23 protein-coding genes, 1 tRNA gene and 1 riboswitch are annotated in these 20,959 nt (G+C 59.4%); of the genes, 14 read left to right on the forward strand and 10 right to left on the reverse strand.

Annotated elements, in window-relative coordinates; translation table 11 throughout:
* Nucleotides 1-506: 506 nt before the first annotated feature.
* Entirely contained in the window at nt 507-1,175 is a 669-nt protein-coding gene (locus ACR3E4_RS07220; protein ID WP_480533624.1) for an AP2/ERF family transcription factor, read from the reverse strand.
* Between the two features lie 236 nt (nt 1,176-1,411).
* Nucleotides 1,412-1,487, reverse strand: a tRNA-Lys gene (locus tag ACR3E4_RS07225).
* Between the two features lie 212 nt (nt 1,488-1,699).
* On the opposite strand from ACR3E4_RS07225, the gene dapF reads away from it, so the two are divergent.
* On the forward strand, nt 1,700-2,545 hold the full coding sequence (gene dapF / locus ACR3E4_RS07230; RefSeq protein ID WP_480533626.1) for a diaminopimelate epimerase: 846 nt from the start codon (nt 1,700-1,702) through the stop codon (nt 2,543-2,545).
* The gene (gene mtaB / locus ACR3E4_RS07235) at nt 2,542-3,798 is read left to right on the forward strand and encodes a tRNA (N(6)-L-threonylcarbamoyladenosine(37)-C(2))-methylthiotransferase MtaB (protein WP_480533628.1); all 1,257 of its coding nucleotides are present in this window, start codon (nt 2,542-2,544) and stop codon (nt 3,796-3,798) included. Before dapF ends, mtaB begins: the two co-directional genes overlap by 4 nt.
* A gap of 9 nt (nt 3,799-3,807) precedes the next feature.
* Here the strand turns inward: mtaB and ACR3E4_RS07240 are convergent, their stop codons facing one another.
* The 4 genes from ACR3E4_RS07240 to petA form a co-directional block, all read right to left on the reverse strand.
* Complete coding sequence (locus tag ACR3E4_RS07240; protein WP_480533629.1) at nt 3,808-4,221, reverse strand: nuclear transport factor 2 family protein; 414 nt, start codon at nt 4,219-4,221, stop codon at nt 3,808-3,810.
* Between the two features lie 151 nt (nt 4,222-4,372).
* Complete coding sequence (locus tag ACR3E4_RS07245) at nt 4,373-5,158, reverse strand: cytochrome c1 (protein WP_480533631.1); 786 nt, start codon at nt 5,156-5,158, stop codon at nt 4,373-4,375.
* Between the two features lie 17 nt (nt 5,159-5,175).
* On the reverse strand, nt 5,176-6,507 hold the full coding sequence (gene petB / locus ACR3E4_RS07250) for a cytochrome b (protein WP_480533633.1): 1,332 nt from the start codon (nt 6,505-6,507) through the stop codon (nt 5,176-5,178).
* Between the two features lie 14 nt (nt 6,508-6,521).
* Nucleotides 6,522-7,106, reverse strand: a complete 585-nt coding sequence (gene petA, locus ACR3E4_RS07255; protein WP_480533635.1) for a ubiquinol-cytochrome c reductase iron-sulfur subunit — start codon at nt 7,104-7,106, stop codon at nt 6,522-6,524.
* Nucleotides 7,107-7,557: 451 nt separating this feature from the next.
* On the opposite strand from petA, the gene ACR3E4_RS07260 reads away from it, so the two are divergent.
* Nucleotides 7,558-8,004 (forward strand): c-type cytochrome, encoded by a 447-nt coding sequence (locus tag ACR3E4_RS07260; protein ID WP_480533637.1) that lies wholly within the window; start codon nt 7,558-7,560, stop codon nt 8,002-8,004.
* A 19-nt stretch (nt 8,005-8,023) separates the two neighbouring features.
* On the opposite strand, the gene ACR3E4_RS07265 is transcribed toward ACR3E4_RS07260, so the two are convergent.
* Nucleotides 8,024-8,635, reverse strand: coding sequence for an FMN-binding negative transcriptional regulator (locus ACR3E4_RS07265; RefSeq protein WP_480533639.1), 612 nt, complete (start codon nt 8,633-8,635; stop codon nt 8,024-8,026).
* Between the two features lie 54 nt (nt 8,636-8,689).
* Nucleotides 8,690-8,890, forward strand: a riboswitch (FMN riboswitch).
* A 73-nt stretch (nt 8,891-8,963) separates the two neighbouring features.
* On the opposite strand from ACR3E4_RS07265, the gene ACR3E4_RS07270 reads away from it, so the two are divergent.
* The 5 genes from ACR3E4_RS07270 to cobO all read left to right on the forward strand — a co-directional run bounded on the left by ACR3E4_RS07270 (nt 8,964) and on the right by cobO (nt 12,941).
* A complete protein-coding gene (locus tag ACR3E4_RS07270; protein ID WP_480533641.1) occupies nt 8,964-9,404 on the forward strand; it encodes a 6,7-dimethyl-8-ribityllumazine synthase in 441 nt (146 codons plus the stop codon).
* A 144-nt stretch (nt 9,405-9,548) separates the two neighbouring features.
* Nucleotides 9,549-10,649, forward strand: coding sequence for a chorismate synthase (aroC, locus tag ACR3E4_RS07275; RefSeq protein WP_480533643.1), 1,101 nt, complete (start codon nt 9,549-9,551; stop codon nt 10,647-10,649).
* Nucleotides 10,633-11,295 carry an HD domain-containing protein gene (locus ACR3E4_RS07280; protein ID WP_480533645.1) on the forward strand — a complete coding sequence of 221 codons (663 nt, stop codon included), beginning with the start codon at nt 10,633-10,635 and terminating at the stop codon, nt 11,293-11,295. Before aroC ends, ACR3E4_RS07280 begins: the two co-directional genes overlap by 17 nt.
* Nucleotides 11,296-11,348: 53 nt before the next feature.
* Nucleotides 11,349-12,284, forward strand: a complete 936-nt coding sequence (locus ACR3E4_RS07285; RefSeq protein ID WP_480533647.1) for a DMT family transporter — start codon at nt 11,349-11,351, stop codon at nt 12,282-12,284.
* A 57-nt stretch (nt 12,285-12,341) separates the two neighbouring features.
* The gene (gene cobO / locus ACR3E4_RS07290) at nt 12,342-12,941 is read left to right on the forward strand and encodes a cob(I)yrinic acid a,c-diamide adenosyltransferase (RefSeq protein ID WP_480533649.1); all 600 of its coding nucleotides are present in this window, start codon (nt 12,342-12,344) and stop codon (nt 12,939-12,941) included.
* Nucleotides 12,942-13,060: 119 nt separating this feature from the next.
* Here cobO and ACR3E4_RS07295 read toward each other — a convergent pair whose 3' ends face one another.
* From ACR3E4_RS07295 to ACR3E4_RS07305, 3 genes are all read right to left on the reverse strand, one after another.
* Entirely contained in the window at nt 13,061-13,426 is a 366-nt protein-coding gene (locus ACR3E4_RS07295; RefSeq protein ID WP_480533651.1) for an SPW repeat domain-containing protein, read from the reverse strand.
* A gap of 111 nt (nt 13,427-13,537) precedes the next feature.
* Nucleotides 13,538-14,488 carry an AraC family transcriptional regulator gene (locus ACR3E4_RS07300; RefSeq protein ID WP_480533653.1) on the reverse strand — a complete coding sequence of 317 codons (951 nt, stop codon included), beginning with the start codon at nt 14,486-14,488 and terminating at the stop codon, nt 13,538-13,540.
* 115 nt (nt 14,489-14,603) lie between these two features.
* Nucleotides 14,604-15,470: a branched-chain amino acid aminotransferase gene (locus ACR3E4_RS07305; protein ID WP_480533655.1), complete on the reverse strand. Its 867-nt coding sequence runs from the start codon at nt 15,468-15,470 to the stop codon at nt 14,604-14,606.
* A 157-nt stretch (nt 15,471-15,627) separates the two neighbouring features.
* Between ACR3E4_RS07305 and ACR3E4_RS07310 the strand changes: the two genes are divergently transcribed.
* The 6 genes from ACR3E4_RS07310 (at nt 15,628) to dxs (ending at nt 20,884) form a co-directional block, all read left to right on the forward strand.
* Complete coding sequence (locus ACR3E4_RS07310; RefSeq protein ID WP_480533657.1) at nt 15,628-16,140, forward strand: MarR family winged helix-turn-helix transcriptional regulator; 513 nt, start codon at nt 15,628-15,630, stop codon at nt 16,138-16,140.
* Nucleotides 16,137-16,838: a response regulator gene (locus ACR3E4_RS07315; RefSeq protein WP_480533658.1), complete on the forward strand. Its 702-nt coding sequence runs from the start codon at nt 16,137-16,139 to the stop codon at nt 16,836-16,838. The genes ACR3E4_RS07310 and ACR3E4_RS07315 overlap by 4 nt, the downstream gene beginning before the upstream one ends.
* Nucleotides 16,839-16,906: 68 nt before the next feature.
* A complete protein-coding gene (locus ACR3E4_RS07320) occupies nt 16,907-17,833 on the forward strand; it encodes a histone deacetylase family protein (RefSeq protein ID WP_480533660.1) in 927 nt (308 codons plus the stop codon).
* Nucleotides 17,830-18,072: an exodeoxyribonuclease VII small subunit gene (locus ACR3E4_RS07325; RefSeq protein WP_170484940.1), complete on the forward strand. Its 243-nt coding sequence runs from the start codon at nt 17,830-17,832 to the stop codon at nt 18,070-18,072. Before ACR3E4_RS07320 ends, ACR3E4_RS07325 begins: the two co-directional genes overlap by 4 nt.
* Complete coding sequence (locus tag ACR3E4_RS07330; protein ID WP_480533662.1) at nt 18,073-18,939, forward strand: polyprenyl synthetase family protein; 867 nt, start codon at nt 18,073-18,075, stop codon at nt 18,937-18,939.
* A gap of 16 nt (nt 18,940-18,955) precedes the next feature.
* The gene (gene dxs, locus ACR3E4_RS07335) at nt 18,956-20,884 is read left to right on the forward strand and encodes a 1-deoxy-D-xylulose-5-phosphate synthase (RefSeq protein ID WP_480533664.1); all 1,929 of its coding nucleotides are present in this window, start codon (nt 18,956-18,958) and stop codon (nt 20,882-20,884) included.
* Nucleotides 20,885-20,959: the final 75 nt, after the last annotated feature.

Here is a 20,959-nt window from a genome sequence, read left to right on the forward strand (position 1 = left end):
TTTCGATGCTTGACTAGCTTTGCCTACTCAGGTCCTTGAGAAGATCCAGGCGGGTGGTTGGCTTCCTATTCTGTGTTTTATGAAAATTCATCGGTTGCGAATCATCAATAGGCATCGCCTCTACGAGAGGCTAACTTAGAAAGTCGATTTTTATAGGAGAAGCCAGGCCTTCTCCCATTTCGCAACAATAAATAGACTCTCCATCCGACTTTTGTAGACCTATGAGCGCACTCAAGAACGCCATCCGACTGTAACCAAATGGAAAACCTCCAGTCACTCATACAGTGTTGAAAATATGTTACCTTAACCGTTCTAGCGCTCACTGCGGCGCGTAGTTATCGTCAATGCGCCACCCGTGAAGCACTGACCAAATCAATAGGCTCACTTGGCGCATAAACCGGGCGCGGATTTCCGCTTGCTGCGCATTTCTGCCACAAGAGGCCACCGATCTCGCACTTGCAGAGAATGGCCGCTTGGTGGCCAAAATAGCTTGACCCCCAATGGCTCTATCCCTTGTTCGAAGTCGGCTGTTGCATTCTTTTTCGATTCTCGAAGCGCTCTATTCGGAGACGCGCGACATCCAAAGCCTCGTTATTGGGACAAAGTTCAGGGAAATTGTAATAGCCCGATCCTTTAAACAGCAGATAGGCGGCAGCGTCATAGACCATTGCGGCCCACTTTTCGTCATCAAATGCACCCAGGCTTATTGTGCCTATGTCGCCCTTGATCTGACCTCTCCAGTAGGTCGAACCATTCTTACGCTTAGCCTTGATCACACCTTTGTATTGCGAGGACGTGTTCTTCTTGGGCTTTCGGTTACGCATAACCGACTGGCGACCAACTCGGTCAGTCAGATTTGACAATCGACAGTCGAAACTGAGCTTGTTTTTGAATGATACTTGTTTGAAGTCAGTAACTGTTTTTTCTGGATGCGCCAATGATAACACAAGCCGCTGCAAAGAGATGCGTTGGCCTTTGATATCCGCAACCACATACATGTGCTCTTCACGTGATATCACTGCAAACCAATTGTATTTCGTCACTTGATTGACGAATTTCCTATCCACCAGCGCGACAAGATTGCGGCTAGTCGGAACCAAGGAAATCTCTTCTGGTTCCAATGTGTCCGCCAATGCGAGAATGGACCTACGGGTACGATCAATAAAATCAGTCATGGCAGCTTCAAATCGTATTCAGGATTAAACCGGCCCTTGGATAGGGTGTTCAGTTCAATCTTCCACGAGGCTCTGTAAAGCCTCTACCATGCAATCACATCTGATGCTGGACCTGTAACTCAACTGCAACGTAATATTTCTTGGTCACAGTGCTTCCGTATTGCTTCCGGCACACCATCAGCAAAGAACAAAGGTTCGCGAACTGCCTCTTAAGCCATTGCTTTAATTCGAAAAAGTGGTGAGCCGTGCAGGATTCGAACCTGCGACCCACTGATTAAAAGTCAGTTGCTCTACCAACTGAGCTAACGGCCCACTCTTTTGTCTGGATCTTTATGATCCGTGGCGCTCTGTAAGGCATTTTCCCGATCGGGTTCAAGACCTTATTTTGCACCGCGTTTCGCCGTCTTCCCATACAGGATCGGCGACCCGATAGGCGGCCTAATTAGGCAGGTGATGCAGGGGGGTCAACCCCTTTTTTCAGGAATCTTCACGACAGGGTGGATTCGCCTTCAGACCAAGGTTATATGCCCGCCATGCAACGATCAAACGACACCGGATTGCCCTTCATGAAGATGCACGGGCTGGGCAATGACTTTGTCATTGTGGATGCGCGCGCGCAGGCAGTGTCGATTACTCCGGCACAGGCATCGGGAATCGGCCATCGTCAATTCGGTGTCGGGTTCGATCAGCTGGCGGTGATCGACAGCAGCGACAATGCGGATGCGCATCTGATTTTTTATAATGCCGACGGGTCGACCTCGGCCGCATGTGGGAATGCCACCCGCTGTATTGCCCGGTTCCTGATCGAGAAGACTGGCAAATCCAGCCTGACACTGACCACCGAACGTGGAACGCTGCTCGCCCGGGACGCCGGTAACGGCCTGACGGCGGTCAATATGGGGCATCCACAAACCGACTGGCAGGACATTCCGCTGGCCGAGGATGTGGACACGCTGGAACTGCCGGTCGAAGGCGGGCCGACCGCTACGGGCATGGGAAACCCGCATTGCACGTTCTTTGTCGAAGATGCCGAAGCCATCCCCCTGGCCGAATTTGGCGCGCGATACGAACATCACCCGCTGTACCCTCAGCGTACAAATGTGCAGGTCGCGCAGGTGATCGGGCCGGACCACATCCGTATGCGCGTCTGGGAGCGCGGCGTCGGGATCACGCTCGCCTCGGGATCGTCTTCCTGCGCCACTGCGGTGGCGGCAGCGCGGCGCGGTCTGACCGGACGGAAGGTGCAGATCGATCTGGATGGCGGTACAATCTGGATTGACTGGCGCGAGGATGGTGTCTGGATGACCGGACCCACGGCCCATGTCTTCTCGGGCACTTTGACGCCGGATTTTCTGAGGTCGCTGGGATGAGTCCGCCCAAGTTTACCACTCTTGGCTGCCGACTGAACGCCTATGAAACCGAGGCAATGAAAGAGCTGTCGCAGCAGGCCGGGCTGACGGATGCCGTGATCGTCAACACATGCGCGGTGACCGCCGAGGCCGTTCGCAAAGCCCGGCAGGAGATTCGCAAGCTGCGGCGCGAAAACCCCAAGGCACGCCTGATCGTCACCGGTTGCGCCGCACAGACCGAGCCTCAGACCTTTGCTGAAATGGATGAGGTCGATGCAGTGATCGGCAACACCGAAAAGATGCAGCCCGAAACCTGGAAAGGAATGGCTGCCGACTTCATCGGTGAGACCGAGGCGGTACAAGTCGACGATATCATGTCGGTCACCGAAACCGCAGGCCATCTGATCGACGGTTTCGGCACCCGCTCGCGCGCGTATGTGCAGGTCCAGAATGGCTGCGATCACCGCTGCACGTTCTGCATCATCCCCTATGGACGCGGCAACTCGCGCAGTGTCCCGGCGGGCGTGGTGGTGGATCAGATCAAACGGCTGGTGGATCGCGGGTATAACGAAGTGGTTCTGACCGGAGTGGACCTGACCTCGTGGGGCGCAGACCTGCCCGCTGGGCCAAAGCTGGGCGATCTGGTGATGCGTATCCTGAAGCTGGTGCCGGACCTGCCACGCCTGCGCATCAGCTCGATCGACTCGATCGAGGTGGACGAGAACCTGATGCAGGCCATCGCAACCGAGCCACGCCTGATGCCGCATCTGCATCTGTCGCTGCAGCATGGCGACGACCTGATCCTGAAACGGATGAAACGCCGCCACCTGCGCGACGACGCCATCCACTTTACAGAAGAGGCGCGCAAGCTGCGGCCCGAAATGACATTCGGGGCCGATATCATCGCGGGATTCCCGACCGAGTCAGCGGCGCATTTCGAAAACTCGCTAAAGCTGGTTACCGATTGCAACCTGACTTGGCTGCATGTCTTCCCCTATTCCAAGCGCGAGGGCACGCCTGCTGCACGCATCCCGCAGCAGGTGAATGGCAATGTGATCAAAGACCGCGCCGCGCGTTTGCGTGCCGCGGGCGAAGTGCAGGTCTCAAAACACCTGGCCGCGCAGATCGGTAAGACCCATCACATCCTGATGGAGAACCCCCACATGGGCCGGACCGAGCAATTTGCCGAGGTTACATTCGACACCGCTCAGACCGAGGGTCAGATTGTGCAGGCCGAAATATCCGGTCAAACCGGCACGCAACTGACAGCCTGACGGCCTGCGTTAGTTCGCTGCGGCGGCCACGGCTGCAGTGTCGTAGAACTCTTCATATTCGCAGACCAAACCATCGCGGAAGCGGCAGATCACCACGACTGGTGTTTCCACACGTTTTCCCGTGGTTTTGTGGGTCCAGGCCGTTGTGCCGATACCAGCAACCCTGTCGCCTTCGGAAATCGTATCTTGCAGAGTCCAATGCTGCATCTCGAACGCATCGGTCAGCGCTTTCAGATAGGCGTGCATTTCGGCTCTGCCATGCCGGGTGCAACTGAATTCCAGCCCGTATTTTCCGCGCCCGATCGAGCATAGGCGGAGATCATCGGTGGTATATTGATCCCACATCGACAAATCCGCCCCCTTCGACGCATTCCAAGCCGTATACGCCTCACGCAGTTTGGCAGCATGTGTCTGAGCAGTCATGAAAATCCCTCCCAATATCACTTGTTGAAAATGGCGGACCGAAACAGAAACGCGGTCCCGGTCAGGCTGAATGATAACACTCGACATCATAAAACAGAAAAACCCGGCGCGGGACGCCGGGTTTTTGCAGATTTCAGATTGAGGTAGCGGGTCAGACGGACTTCTTGCCTTTGACCGGTGCCCACAGGCGTTTGTTCACCAGATACAGCAGGACAGACAGGACCGACAGGAACAGAACACCAACGAAACCGGCGTTTTTGCGCTCCATCATTTTCGGCTCAGCAGTCCACATCAGGAAGGCTGCAATATCCTCGGACATGGCTTCAACCGTGTTGGCATGACCATCGGCAAACTCAACCTGTTCATCCGCCAGCGGCGGTGCCATCGAAATCCAGCCACCGGGGAAGGCGGTGTTTTCATACAGGGTTGCGCCCGCTTCGGTCTTTTCTTTACCGGTATAGCCGTCCAGCAGCGATGCGATGTATTCCGCACCACCCATACCTTTGACCAACTGGTTGATCCCCAGACCATACGGGCCGTGGAACCCGGCGCGGGCCTTGGCCATCAGGCTCAGATCCGGTGCGCCGACACCGTCGTTGACCGGGAAGTGGTCGGTCGGAATGGCCGGGCGGAAATCGTCCAGCTCAGGGTCGAACACTTCGAAATTATCGGCCGCATATACGATGACCTGCTCTTCCGAGTAGCCCAGCGCTTCAAGATCGCGCAGAGGCACATATCTCAGGCCGTGGCAGGCCGCGCAGACTTCGGTATAGATCTGAAGACCGCGCTGCAGCTGGTTTTGATCCCAGGTGCCAAAGGGGCCTTCGAACGAAAAGTCGAAATCCTCGATATGCTGCTCGCCGCCGCCTGCTGCGAAGGACGCAGCAGGGATAAGGGCCAGGGCAAACGCGGCACCGATTGCAAGTTTCTTGAACATGTTTCCGGTCCCTCTTCTTACTCGGCCGGCGTGGCGTCGGCGTCAGCCTTGCCATAATGCGCGTTGAAGTCTTCTTCGATGGTCTCTGGTTGGGCATCGGGTTTTTCGATGACACCCAGGATCGGCAGGATCACGAAGAAATAGGCGAACCAGTAGGCCGAAGCGATCAGCGAGAAGGTCGCGTAAGGCTCTTCCGCGGGCATCGCACCCAGCCACATCAGGGCAAAGAAGTCGATGATCAGCAGATAGAACCACCACTTGAACATGGGGCGGTACTTGCCCGAACGCACGCTCGAGGTATCCAGCCAGGGGGCTAGAGCCATGGCCAGGATCGCACCGAACATTGCCACCACACCAAAGAACTTGGCGTCGACAATGCCGCCGGTGATGAAGCTGGCGAACTGAACAACCCAGACCTCGCCGGTGAAGGCGCGCAGGATCGCGTAGAACGGCAGGAAATACCATTCGGGTACGATATGTGCGGGCGTAACCAGCGGGTTGGCTTCGATGTAGTTGTCCGGGTGACCCAGATAGTTCGGCATGAAGCCGACAACCGCCCAGAACACGACCAGAATGACAACCAGCGCGAACAGGTCCTTGATCACGAAATAGGGCCAGAACGGCAGCGTGTCTTTCTCGGCCTCGGCTTTCGAACCGCGGCGAACCTCAACACCCGTGGGGTTGTTGTTGCCGGTGGTGTGGAAGGCCCAGATGTGCACGATCACCAGCGCCGCAATCACGAAGGGCAGCAGGTAGTGCAGCGAGAAGAAGCGGTTCAGCGTGGCGTTGTCCACCGCCGGTCCGCCCAGCAGCCAGGTCTGGATCGCGTCGCCCACAAAGGGGATCGCGCCAAACAGGCCGGTGATCACGGTTGCACCCCAGAAGGACATCTGACCCCAGGGCAGAACGTAGCCCATGAAGGCGGTGCCCATCATCATCAGGTAGATCAGCATACCAATGATCCACGTGATCTCACGCGGGGCTTTGTACGAGCCGTAGAACAGGCCACGGAAGATGTGGATATAGACTGCTACAAAGAACAGCGAAGCGCCGTTCATGTGCAGATATCGCAGCATATAGCCGCCGTTCACGTTGCGCATGATGTGCTCGATGCTGGCAAAGGCCAGATCGACGTGCGGGGTATAGTGCATCACCAGAACGATACCGGTGACGATTTGCAGCGCCAGGCAGAATGCCAGGACGATGCCCCAGATCCACCACCAGTTCAGGTTCTTGGGGGTCGGGATCATGAGGGTGTCATACAGCAGGCCGACGATGGGCAAGCGGCTGTTCAGCCACTTCTCGCCGTTTGTCTTCGGCTCGTAGTGATCGTGGGGAATTCCGGACATAAGTTGGGTCTCCCTTAGCCGAGTTTGATGGTTGTTGCGTCGACCCACTCAGCAGGCGGAACAGGCAGGTTTTCAGGCGCGGGACCCTTGCGGATCCGGCCAGCCAGATCATAGTGCGAGCCGTGGCAGGGGCAGAACCAGCCACCAAAGTCACCGGCATCACCCAGAGGCACACAGCCCAGGTGCGTACAGACGCCCATCTGAACGATCCATGCACCCGGCGCTTCGCCTTCAGGCGACGGCATCACCCGGTTGGCGTCGGTCGCCGGTGCGTCAGGGTTCAGGTTGAAGTTGCGCGCCAGCGGATCCGGCAGGGCATCAACGCCGTCGGCGTCCTGCTCCTGTGCTTCCTGGATCTCGGCACCGGTGCGGTGACGGATAAAGACGGGTTTACCCAGCCATTTGACGGTCAGCTGTGTGCCCGGCTCAACCCCGCTGACGTCGGTTCGGATCGAGGACAGGGCTTGAACGTCCGCCGACGGGTTCATCTGGTTGATCAGGGGCCATACGGCTGCACCGGCAGTCACGACACCTGCGCCGCCAGCGACGTAATACAGGAAATCTCTGCGGGTGCCTTCGTGGTCTTCTGCGTGGGACACGAGGTTTTCTCCGATTGTCTGGCGCCCGCGGACGGGCAAATAGCTCGCGCACCGCACGAATGCGGCGTCTTAACCGCGCTGTCTATCGGGGAGATTAGTGTTCGTCTAGCGGTCATAAACGCGCAATACGCCGCATCTGGGTTTTTTATCACAGGGCATCTGACTTTTTTGATGTTTCAGCGCCACATCTTTTCGCAAGCCGCCGATTCGAAAGGGTTTGATTCGCCCGCGATCTCCGATTTCGGGCAGAATCGATGGCGCGCTGCACCCCCATCTCTTGATTGGTGCAGAATCGTGCAAGGTGTCACGTTCAGATTCGGCTTTGTTCCCGTGCAAATGACAGGTTTGAGATAGACCATTTATTCTGCACACAACCAATCCGTTTCCTGTTGCACTTATTACGCGAATGCCGGACATCCGACCCCGCGCGAACGCCGATCAGGAGACCCCAATGTCAAAGCCCCCCTTGGCCGCCGTTCTGTTAACGATTGCATTGACCACTCAGGTCGCCGCCGCCGGTGATCCGGCGACAGGCGAAAAACTTTATAACCGCTGCTCTTCCTGCCACGCGATCATCAAAGATGGTGAGGTTCTGGTAAAAGGCGGCATCACCGGACCGAATCTCTATGGAGTCGTGGGCCGCGTTGCCGGATCCGAGAACGACTATCGCTATGGCAGCGAACGCCTGCCCATCGGCATGTTCACCGATGACATGATCCGCGCCGGCGAAGAAGGCCTTGTCTGGACCGAAGACAATATCGCCGCCTATTCCAAGGATCCCATCCGGTTCATTCAAGATTATCTGGATGACGAGTCCGCACGCCCGAACATGAGCGTCAAACTGAAGAAAGGCGCCGAAGACATCGCCGCCTACCTAGCAACCTTCAGTCCCCAGTGACCTTGATCACCGGCGCTGGCTACGCCTTGTGCATTAAGGCGGCCAGCTGCCCGGTTTCGCTGCCGAACCCGTCCGCCACGTGACTAGCGGCGGCGGCCCGCACGGCCTCAGCTTTGTTCTGACCCAGCTTCCAGGTGCCCTGAAGATCGTCCACCTGCATCCGGCAGGGCACAATCATCCGCAACATCTTGGCCAAAGCTTCCGTGGACATTTTATCGGTGACCCATGGGGGCTTGGGCAACAGGCGCCGCTCATAGAATGCCGACTGGCGCTGCAGCAAATCCAACAGATCGTCCTGCGGGCACAGCTCCAGAACCCCGCTCAGATGAACGGCCACGTAGTTCCAGGTCGGTACCTGATCTTCGATGTCATACCAGTCCGGCGAGATGTACCCATCCGGTCCCTGCACCGCGATCTTCGCTTGCTGCGGGTCACGCAGCGCCCGCACGATGGGATTCGAACGCACCAGATGCAGCTCGGCCACAGTTCCGTCTTCGGACAACAGAAACGGCACATGGCTCAATAACGGAGCACCGCCGGTAGACACCGCCAGAACGCCAAAAGCCCGATCCCGGGCGAATTCGATATGGCGCGCACGATCTTCGGCGCGAAACATGGGATTGGGGTGCATGACGATCCTCCTGTCAATCCTCTTGCAGAGGCAGACGCTTCTTGGCAAGGTCCGCCTCGTTCTCAGGGCGGGGTGGAATTCCCCACCGGCGGTATGCGGGCATCGACCCGTAAGCCCGCGAGCGGCCCCGCAGTGTCCACGATCCGAAAAGTGGGAACCGGTTTTCGGACAAATTGTGGAACCACCAAAGGGTGACAAGCAGATCTGGTGAGAAGCCAGAGCCGACGGTTACAGTCCGGATGAAAGAGAACGCGCAGACGTGCCGGTGATGCGGCGCGACTGCTCGTGATCGCCTTGGGTGACGTGTCTGTAAACTCAGGAGATCACTATGACACACACCCGCTTTGCTTTTATCAAGGCCAACTGGCATTCCGATATCGTCGATCGCGCACTTGAGGGATTTCTACAACTCATCCCTGCCGAGCAGGTCGATGTCTTCGACGCCCCCGGCGCGTTCGAGATGCCGCTACTGGCCCGCGATCTGGCCCAAACCGGCCAATACGCCGCCATCGCCTGCGCCGCCTTTGTCGTTGATGGCGGCATCTATCGCCACGATTTCGTCGCCCAAGCTGTGGTCGACGGCCTGATGCGCGCCGGGCTGGACAGCGGCGTTCCGGTCCTGTCGGTCTCACTGACCCCACATCAGTATCAGGAAACCGACCACCACAACGCCATCTACCGAGTGCATTTCGTCAAAAAAGGCCGTGAGGCCGCGCAAGCCGCGCTTTCGATCACCAAAACCCGCCAGTCCCTGAAGGCCGGGCTCTGATCCGCTTCATCTGGCCAAAAATATCTCCGGGGTGAATTGAGCCATAGGCTCAAGAGGGGGCTGGCCCCCTCCCCCGCTTCACCGAAATCCGCTTGAGGCCAAGCCCCGCGCCCGCTAATCACGATCCGCAAAGGAGCACGCCCCATGTCGATGAACAGCTTTGGACACCTCTTCCGCGTTACCACCTGGGGTGAAAGCCACGGTCCCGCCTTGGGCGCGACCGTTGATGGCTGCCCGCCGGGGGTTGAAATCGACGAAAGCATGATCCAGCGCTGGCTGGACAAGCGCAAACCGGGGCAGAACAAGTTCACCACCCAGCGGCGCGAACCCGATCAGGTGAAAATCCTGTCCGGCGTGTTCGAAGGCCAGACCACCGGTACGCCCGTCCAACTGATGATCGAAAACACCGATCAGCGCTCGAAAGACTACGGCGATATCATGGACAAGTTCCGTCCGGGTCACGCCGATATCACCTATTGGCAGAAATACGGCATCCGCGATTATCGCGGCGGCGGGCGCAGTTCGGCCCGTGAAACCGCGTCACGGGTGGCTGCTGGCGGTCTGGCGCGAGAGGCGATCAAACAGATCGCGCCCAACGTGCAGATCACCGGCTACATGACCCAGATCGGCCCGCACAAGATCGACCGCAGCAATTTCGACTGGTCTCAGATCGAACAGAACCCGTTCTGGACGCCCGACGCGCAGGCCGCGCAGGACTGGGCCGCCTATCTGGACGAACTGCGCAAATCCGGCAACTCGGTCGGCGCAGTGGTCGAGGTTGTCGCGCGCGGCGTTCCCGCCGGGCTGGGAGCCCCGGTTTACGCCAAGTTAGACACTGATCTGGCCGCCGCGATGATGTCGATCAACGCCGTCAAAGGTGTCGAGATCGGCGAAGGCATGGCCGCCGCCGAACTGACCGGCGAGGCCAACGCGGATGAGATTTTCATGGGCCAGAACGGCCCGCAATACAGTTCGAACCACGCGGGCGGCATTCTGGGCGGCATCTCGACCGGGCAGGATGTCGTGGTGCGGTTTGCGGTCAAGCCGACGTCGTCGATCCTGACCACGCGCAAAACCATCACCAAATCCGGCGAAGAGACCGAGATTATCACCAAAGGCCGACACGACCCCTGCGTCGGCATCCGCGCCGTCCCCGTGGGCGAGGCGATGATGGCCTGTGTGATCCTCGATCACCTGTTGCTGCACCGTGGTCAGATCGGCGAGAATCGTGGACATATCGGCTGATCTGCGCACCCGGCTGCGCCGCACCGTCGCGCAGCGGATGCAGACCGACCCGGCGCATGATCTGGCCCATCTGGATCGCGTCTGGGTGAACGCGCAGGCCATGGCGGATGAACAGACCGACAGATCGGTGCTGCTGGCGGCCTGCTATCTGCACGATCTGGTCAACCTGCCCAAGGATTCACCCGACCGGCATCTGGCGTCACGTCAATCCGCGGCAGAATCAGAGTCTATTCTGGCGCAGCTGGGCTTTTCCTCTGCGCAGATCAGCGCCACGCAACATGCCATCGCAGCGCATAGCTATTCTGCGCAAATCCCTCCCGAAACACCCGAAGCGCAGATTTTGCGCGACGCAGACCGGCTGGATGCGCTGGGGGCCATTGGTATCGCCCGCACGTTCTCGGTATCTGGCGCATTGGGCCGGGTTCTTTACGATCCGGCTGATCCGTTTGCCGACACGCGGCCTCTGGACGATCTGCGGTTCTCGTTGGATCACTGGAAGGTCAAACTGCTGAACCTGCCGGATGAGATTCTGACTGACACGGGCCGCCAGATCGCGCGGCACCGCGCCGACCGCATGATCCGGTTTCTGGAGGAATTCGGGGATGAAATCGGCCACCCGCTGCCCGATCACTGGAAATCAACCTGATTGGTACAATCCCGGCGTTGATCTTTTGTCGCCAAAAGCGCAGGGTCCGGCCAATGGCAAAATCGTTAACATCGCATCGACCCATGCTGGCCGTGGGTCTCAAACTGGCTGCGCTGATGCTGTTCACCTCGATGTCGGCACTGGTCAAAGCCCTGTCCGAGGATTTCCCTCCGGGTGAGCTGGTATTCTTCCGCTCGCTCTTTGCCATTCCGGTCATCATCGCCTGGCTGATGTGGCGCGGAGAGCTGGCGCAAGGTTTCGTCGTCAAGAAACCCATGGGTCATTTCTGGCGCGGTGTCCTGGGCACCAGCGCCATGGGCCTGACCTTTACGGGCCTCAGCCTGCTGCCCCTGCCCGAGGTCACAGCGATCGGTTACGCCACCCCGATCTTCACCCTGATTCTGGCCGCCTTGATGCTGGGTGAACGTATTCGAATGATCCGCATCGGTGCGGTGGCACTGGGGCTTCTGGGCGTTCTGATCATGATCTGGCCCCGGCTCGGCAGCACTCAGATGGAGCTGGCGGCCACCATCGGCGCATTATGCGTCCTGACCGCAACAGTCGCCCGCGCCTTTGTCCAGATCCACATCCGGCAACTGGTCAAAGTCGATCACCCGGCCGCCATCGTCTTCTATTTCTCGATGACCGCAACCTTATTGTCGGCTTTGACCGTGTTCTGGGGATGGAAGATGCCGACGCTGAATCAGGCTCTGATACTGATCACAATTGGATTGATCGGTGGGGTCGCGCAGATTCTGGTCACCTCGTCCTATCGCTTTGGACAGGCGTCGATGCTGGCGCCCTATGATTATGCGACCATGCTGTTTGCGATTGTCATTGGCTATGTCTGGTTCGACGAACTGCCCACGGTGGCGATCCTCGCCGGCGCCGCGCTGGTCATCGCAGGCAATATCGTGGTCGTCTGGCGCGAGCACCAGCTGGGGTTAGAGCGGGGAAAGGCCCGCGCGCTGACCGATCACAAACCGTGACTTTACCTTTCGCAAACTTCGCTTAGGTTACCCGCGACAATCAAAAAGGGTTTCCCGATGAGCGACGCGCAGGATCACAAGGAAAAGATGCAGAAGGTGCAGGCCGAGCACCGCAAGAAAGTGTCCGAGGCGACCGATCCCGGGCGCGGTCTGGTGCTGATCAACACCGGCAAGGGCAAGGGCAAATCCTCGGCCGCGTTCGGGGTGGTGATCCGCGCGCTGGGCTGGGGGCAGAAGGTTGCCGTGGTGCAGTTCATCAAGGGCAAGTGGAAAACTGGCGAGCGACGCTTTTTCGAGGATCGCGATCTGGTCACCTGGCATACGATGGGCGAAGGCTTTACCTGGGACACACAGGACCGCGAGCGTGACATCGCCGCCGCCAACGCCGCCTTCGACAAGGCCTGCGCGCTGATGGCCAGCGGTGAGTATGATCTGGTGGTGCTGGACGAGATCAATATCGCCCTGCGTTATGAATACCTGTCGGTGGATCAGGTGATTGAGGGGCTGAAGGCACGGTCAGACAAGACCAGCGTGTTCCTGACCGGGCGCGACGCACCGCAGGCACTGCGCGATTATGCTGATCTGGTCACCGAAATGACTGTGGAAAAACACCCGTTTCAGGCTGGCATCAAAGCTCAGCGCGGTGTGGATTTCTGATACTGAAGTTTTCGTTCGGCCCGCGAGTCACTTGACCGGTGCTGATGGAAAACAGAGCCTAACAAAGGGCAAGCCGCGCAAAGCTGCGCGGCTTGTCGAACAGCGGATGCCGGATGTGTTCAGGCGGTGGCGGTCTGCTCAGGCGCGCTGAGCGAGATCACAACCACAACGGCCGCACCATTCAGCCAGTAGAAAAGCGCATCGATACCGGTAAATCCCAGCAGGCTGGGTGCCAGCAGGAAAGTGATGCCGACGATCAGGTCCACGGCCAGATGGAACTTGTAGGGCAACACCCGCCAGATACCAAGATGATGGTCGGTCAGCACCGTCAGCACAAAAGCAGCGACACCGGTCACCACCGATAACCAAAGCGCCAGCGGATTGGACTGACCCAATCCCAGAACAAAGGGCAGCACCATCAGCGCGATGGCAACCGGATAGTCGAGATACGCATGAACAGTGCGGGTGACGAAACGCAGGGACATCTGAACTTCCTTTCCTCAATCAGTGATGAGGTAAGAATAGGTGCGTCCATGCGAACGCAGCATCCCAGATCGTTTGCGAGATATTGCAGATCGTTCAGATTCGACGATGGATCAGTGCATGGCCCGATAGGCCGCAGGCGACACGCCGACCTGCTTCTTGAACACGCGCGAAAACGCTGCCTCCGAGGCATAGCCGACCTCGGCCGCCGCGTCGGCCACGTTCCAGCGACTTTCCGTCAAGCCGTGACAGGCGATCTGCATCCGCCAGTCGGTCAGATATTGCATGGGCGTGGTGCCCATCTTCTCGGCGAAGAGCTGGGCAAAGGCGGTCCGCGACATCGCCGCCTCGCGTGCCAGCGTCGCAACGCTCCAGTCCTGAGCGGGAGACTGATGGAACGCTGTCAGCGCGCGCGAGATGCGCGGGTCGGCAAACCCGGCCAGCGCCGCGTCATCGGGGCTTTGATGTTCCAGATAGGCGCGGATGGCCTGCGCAAACAGAACCTCGGACAGTTTCAGGGCGATCAGGTCGCCACCGATCCGCGCGCCCGAAACCTCTGAGCCGATCATGCGCAGCGTCGCCTCGATCCACGAACCCGCCTCTTCCCCGTAATTCTGGATCAGGATGTAAGGCGGCAGCCGGTCAATCAGCATATGTCCGGTGCCATTACGCCCGGCAGGGCCGGTGAACGAGAAATGGCCGCAGATCAACTGCGTATCCCGCTCCTCATCCGGGCCGCCATAGACCAGAACACCGTCGCCTTTGTAACCGGAAATCTGCAACACCTGCTCCAAAGGCAGAGCATCAAATGGCCGGACCTCGTTACACAACAAGGCATGCGGCGCGCCATGCGGAATCAGGATCAGGTCACCCTGCTTGAGGCGCAGTGTTTCGCCGGATGCGGGGACATGAACCTTCAACTCACCGCGTTGGACGAAATGAAACCGCGCGACGTTTTCGAAGCCCGGCACCTGAACGCCGAAGGGTGGCGTGAAAGACGTGCGGAAATAGAATGTACCGCGCAAGGACAGGCGGGTGAGAATATCGCTGAGAAGGTCCAACATGGATCATAAATATCCGCTTGGTCAGCCAAGTCCACGACGCGGGACGATCTGCACAAAAATTTGCACGCCCTGCAACAAAAACCCCCGCCGAAGCGAGGGTTTCAGATGTTTCCGATTACGAGCGGACCAGTTTTTCGTAATCCTCGGCAATCTCGCGGGTCAGATCTCCGACCTCGAACGTGTAGTCTCCGATCTGCCCGACCGGGGTGACCTCGGCGGCGGTGCCGGTCAGCCAGCACTGCTCAAAATCAGCCATTTCCTCGGGCTTGATGCGGCGTTCGTGGACGGTGATGCCCTTGTCTTTCAGCATCTGGATCACCGTCTGGCGGGTGATACCGTTCAAGAAGCAATCGGCCAGCGGGGTATGGACCTCACCATCCTTGACGAAGAACACATTGGCGCCCGTCGCCTCGGCCACATAACCGCGGTAATCCATGAACAGCGCGTCCGAACAGCCTTTGGCCTCGGCCTTGTGCTTGGAGATGGTGCAGATCATGTAAAGACCCGCGGCCTTGGCATGAACCGGAATGGTTTCGGGGCTGGGACGTTTCCATTCGGCGATGTCCAGCTTGGCGCCCTGCATCTTGGCGTCACCGTAATAGGCGCCCCACGGCCACACGGCGACGGCCATGCGCACCGGGTTCTTGGCCGACGCGACACCCATATCCTCACCCGAGCCGCGCCAGACCAGCGCGCGGATGTAAGCGTCCTGCAAACCGCTGGCTTTCAACGCCTCTTGCTTGGCGGCCTCGATCTGGTCCAGCGTATAGGGGATCGGCATGTCCAGCGCCTCGGCCGAGGCGATCAGGCGTTCGGAATGTTCCCGGCTTTTGAAGATCTTGCCGTTATAGGCGCGCTCACCCTCGAACACCGAGGACGCATAATGCATCGCGTGTGACAGGATGTGCACATTGGCCTCGCGCCAATCCACCAGTTTGCCATCCATCCAGATGACACCGTCACGATCATCATACCCCGCCATGCGAACCTCCTGAACCGGGTCAAATTTCCAAATATTGCGCTGATTAAGTCCGTATCGGACATAAAGTTGCGCAAAAACTGCGATTCGATACCTGCGCACTCTTGGAATGTCAATAAGGCTGACATAAACTGAGGCCGTATTGTGCATGAGGCCCGTTATGTCCGAAATCCGCCCCGCCCCGATCTTTGGCGGAGAAAGCCTGTTATTTCTGACGGATGAGCAGTTACGGCAGGGTATAGAGGCGATGTTCTTTGCCTATCGCGGCTTTACCGCCGATCCCGATCGCATTCTGTCCGATATGGCCTACGGTCGCGCGCATCACCGGGCGATTCACTTCATCAATCGCGCGCCGGGCACCACCGTGAACAACCTGCTGGGCATCCTGGGTGTGACGAAACAGTCTCTGAACCGGGTCCTGCGCACCCTGATCGAAGACGGATTGGTCGAAAGCCGCGTGGGAAAAGTGGACAAACGCGAACGCCACCTATTTCTGACTGACAAGGGCAAGGCGCTGGAGGCCACTTTGTCCGATGCGCAGCGGGCACGGATGCGGGCGGCATTCAAGGACGCGGGCCCCGAAGCAGTGGCCGGTTTTCGTAAAGTGCTTGAAGCGATGATGGATGCTGATATGCGTCGTGCATATACGAAACTGCGGGATACGACTTCATGAGCGATATGGACGCCCATCTTCTGATCGTCGACGATGACGAGCGCATTCGCGATCTGCTCAAGAAATTTCTGATGCGCAGCGGGTTTCTGGTGACTGCAGCACGGGATGCGGCGCATGCAAGGCGGGTGCTATCGGGGCTGGATTTCGACCTGATCGTGATGGACGTGATGATGCCGGGCGAGGATGGCGTCAGCCTGACCAAGGCGCTGCGGGACACCCATACGACCCCCATATTGTTGCTGACCGCGAAGGGTGAGACCGAACATCGCATCGCGGGTCTTGAGGCAGGCGCCGATGACTATCTCGCCAAACCGTTCGAGCCGAAAGAGCTGCTGCTGCGGATCAACGCAATCCTGCGGCGGATGCCGGAAACTCCGGCGCAGGAGGCGGCGACGAAGATTCTGACCCTCGGCCCGATCCGTTATGACATCGAACGGGGCGAGATGTGGCAGGGGGACGATCCGGTACGTCTGACCGCGACCGAGAGCCAGTTGATGAAAATTTTCTCGGCCCAGCCGGGCGAGCCGATCAGCCGCGCCAAGCTGGTCGAGGATCTTGGCCGTGACAAGGGGCAGGCGCAAGAGCGTGCGGTGGACGTGCAGATCACGCGCCTGCGCCGCAAGATTGAACAAGACCCGAAACAGCCGCGGTACCTGCAGACCGTGCGTGGGGCAGGGTATATGCTGGCGCCGGATTAAAGCGCCGCTGCGCGGCAATTTCATGCCTTCGGCGAGGATATTTTTGGCCAGATGAACAGGGGACCCCGATGACCACAGCCCTTTTGACCCATGCCGATTGTCTGGCCCATGTAACGCCGGATGGGCATCCCGAGCGGGTGGCGCGGCTGGAGCATATTCTGCACGCTCTGGAGGGGCTGGAGCTGAAGCGGGTAACCGCGCCATTGGCGGCGGATGACGATCTGTTGCGGGTACATCCCGAAAGCCATATTCGCGAGATACAGTCCACACGACCCGCCGAGGGTTTCGCACAGATAGATGGCGATACCTTTATGTCTCCGGGCTCGGTGGATGCGGCCTATCGCGCGGCGGGCGCGGCATTGCGGGCGGTGGATCTGGTGCTGGGCGGCGAGGCCTCGAACGCGTTCTGCGCCATTCGCCCGCCGGGACACCATGCGGAATCCGAGACGGCAATGGGCTTTTGTTTGTTCGGGAACGCGGCGCTGGCGGCGAAACATGCGCTGGATCATCACGGGCTGAACCGCGTGGCGGTGGTGGATTTCGATGTGCACCACGGCAATGGCACACAGGATCTGCTGTGGGATGAGGCCCGAGCGCTGGTGATCACCAGTCAGCAGATGCCGCTGTGGCCGGGATCAGGCCGCCCGGATGAAACCGGTGCGTATGAGACGGTTCTGAACATGCCACTCGCCCCCGGGTCCGGCGGGGCCGAGATGCGCGCCGCGTATGAGGCAGAGGCCTTTCCGCGTCTGCGCGCGTTCAGGCCCGAACTGATCATCATTTCCGCCGGATTCGATGCCCATCAGGATGATCCTTTGGCCAATCTGAACTGGTCTACGGGTGATTTCGCATGGATCACAGCGGAACTGTGCAGGATCGCCGATGAGGTTTGCGAGGGCCGTATCGTCTCGACTCTGGAAGGCGGGTATGATCTGAACGCACTGGCCGCGGCGACACGCGCCCATGTGGAAGAACTGATGAAGGCAGCCAAATGACCGATACCCCAGTTGAGCAGATGACGTTCGAACAGGCGATGAAAGAGCTTGAGGCCGTGGTGGGCCAGCTGGAACGTGGCGATGTGGCGCTGGATCAGTCCATTGCACTGTATGAGCGCGGGGCGGCCCTGAAAAAGCGCTGCGAGGATGAGCTGAAGCGCGCCGAGGAAAAGGTGGCCGCGATCACTCTGGACGCCAGCGGTCAGCCGACCGGGACGACGCCTGTCGAAGGTCAGTAAATGTTTCACGAACAACTGGCGCAGGATGCGGCGCGGATTCAGGATCAGTTCGATGTGATTCTGGGCGCGCTGGACGATCTGGACGTGACCCGGGCGATGGCCTATGCCACCGAGGGCGGCAAGCGGTTGCGCGGATTTCTGGTACTGGAAAGCGCCCGGCTGCATGGCATCGACGCAAGCCGCGCAATCTGGCCCGCAACCGGGATCGAAGCGCTGCACGCCTATTCGCTGGTGCATGACGATCTGCCCTGCATGGATGACGACGATCTGCGACGCGGTCGACCCACGGTGCATGTGAAATGGAATGAGGGCATCGCCGTGTTGGCCGGAGATGCGCTGCAGACTCTGGCTTTTGAGTTGTGCGCGCGGCCCGAGGTTGGAAATGCCGAAATCCGTGCGGATTTGACCCTAACATTGGCCAAGGCAAGTGGCGCGCAGGGGATGGTTCTGGGGCAGGCGCTGGATATCGCGGCCGAAACGGCGGCTGCGCCGTTGACGCTGGATGAAATCACCCGGCTGCAGGCAGGCAAAACCGGTGCCTTGATCGAATGGTCAGCCTGTGCCGGGGCGCGGCTGGCACAGGCCGATCCTGCACCCTTGCGCCAATATGCCCAAGCCCTTGGCCTTGCTTTTCAAATCGCCGATGACATCTTGGATGTTGAGGGTGATGCCGAAAAGGCCGGAAAGCGGCTGCAGAAAGATGCCGAGGCAGGCAAGGCGACCTTTGTCTCGCTTTTGGGTCTGGATGCGGCCAGGTCCCGCGCTGCGGAACTGGTCGAACACGCCTGCGCCGCGCTGGATGTGTACGGCGCACCGGCTGAAACCTTGAAGCAGGCCGCCCGCTTCGTTATTGCCCGGGACAGCTAAGCCAGGAACGCGCCAAATGTCTGACCGCCCCAATACGCCCCTGCTGGACCTTGTGAACCGCCCCGCGGACCTGAAACAGTTCTCGGACGCGCAACTGCATCAGGTGGCGGCGGAGTTGCGGGCCGAAACGATCTCTGCCGTGTCGGTCACTGGTGGTCATCTGGGCGCGGGTCTGGGCGTGGTCGAACTGACCACGGCGTTGCACGCGGTATTCGACACACCACGGGACAAGATCATCTGGGATGTAGGCCATCAGTGCTATCCACATAAAATCCTGACCGAGCGCCGCGACCGTATCCGCACCCTGCGCCAGAAAGACGGCCTGAGCGGCTTCACCAAGCGCAGCGAAAGCCCCTATGATCCATTTGGCGCGGCCCATTCCAGTACGTCGATCAGCGCCGCGCTTGGGTTTGCCGTAGCACGCGATCTGGGCGGCGTGACGTCTGAAGGTCTGGGCGACGCGATTGCGGTGATCGGCGATGGCTCGATGTCCGCCGGCATGGCCTTTGAGGCGATGAACAACGCGGGCCACCTGAAAAAACGCCTGATCGTGATCCTGAACGACAACGAGATGAGCATTGCCCCGCCAGTGGGTGCGCTGTCGTCTTACCTGTCGCGCATCTATGCCGAAGAACCGTTCCACGATCTGAAAGCTGCCGCCAAGGGCGCGGTCTCGCTGTTGCCGGAACCCTTCCGCGAAGGGGCCAAGCGGGCCAAGGAGATGCTGAAAGGCATGGCGGTGGGTGGCACACTGTTCGAGGAACTGGGCTTTTCCTATATCGGCCCGATTGATGGTCACGATATGGACCAGCTGCTGCCGGTTCTGCGCACCGTCAGGGCGCGGGCCACGGGGCCAATCCTGATCCATGTGCTGACCAAAAAAGGCAAGGGCTATGCCCCCGCCGAGCAGGCCCGCGACAAGGGTCATGCCACCGCCAAGTTCGACGTTGTGACAGGCGAGCAGAAAAAGGCGCCCTCCAATGCGCCCTCCTATACCTCGGTCTTCGGCAAGACCCTGGTCGAGGAAGCCGCGCGCGACGATAAGATCGTGGCCGTCACTGCGGCGATGCCCGATGGCACCGGTCTGAACCTGTTTGCAGAGCGCTACCCCTCGCGCTGTTTCGATGTGGCGATTGCGGAACAGCATGGGGTGACCTTTGCCGCAGCGCTGGCGGCGGGCGGGATGAAGCCGTTCTGCGCCATGTATTCCACCTTCCTTCAGCGCGGCTATGATCAGGTGGTGCATGACGTGGCCATTCAGCGCCTGCCGGTGCGTTTCGCCATTGACCGCGCGGGGCTGGTCGGGGCCGATGGCGCGACCCATGCGGGCTCGTTCGATGTCGCCTATCTGGCCAATCTGCCCGGTATGGTGGTGATGGCCGCCGCCAATGAGGCCGAGCTGATGCATATGGTCGCCACCGCTGCGGCCCATGATGACGGCCCCATCGCCTTCCGCTATCCGCGCGGCGAAGGGGTGGGTGTTGACCTGCCGGAACGGGGCGAAGTGCTGACGATCGGCAAAGGCCGGCTGATCCAGAAGGGTGCCCGCGTGGCGCTGCTGTCCTTCGGTACGCGACTGGCCGAAGTGCAGAAGGCGGCCGAGGCGCTGGCCGCGCGCGGCATCACTCCGACCATTGCCGATGCCCGTTTTGCCAAGCCGCTGGACCGGGATCTGATCCTTGATCTGGCCACGAAGCACGAGGCGCTGATCACCATCGAAGAAGGCGCCATCGGCGGCTTTGGCAGCCATGTCGCTCAGTTGCTGGCAGAGGAGGGCTTGTTTGATGCGGGGCTTAAGTACCGCTCGATGGTTTTGCCCGATATCTTCATCGATCAGGCCAGCCCGGCGGACATGTACGCGGTGGCCGGCATGAATGCCAAACAGATCGAAGCCAAAGTTCTTTCTGTGCTGGGCATCGCCACGATCGGGGAAAAACGCGCCTGAGCATCAGGCGTGTAAGCGCAGCGCGCAAACCGAAGTGAGGCATCAAATACGCCGGAATAGTGCATTCCTCACTCA

It is taken from the genome of Ruegeria sp. AP11, assembly GCF_056535865.1.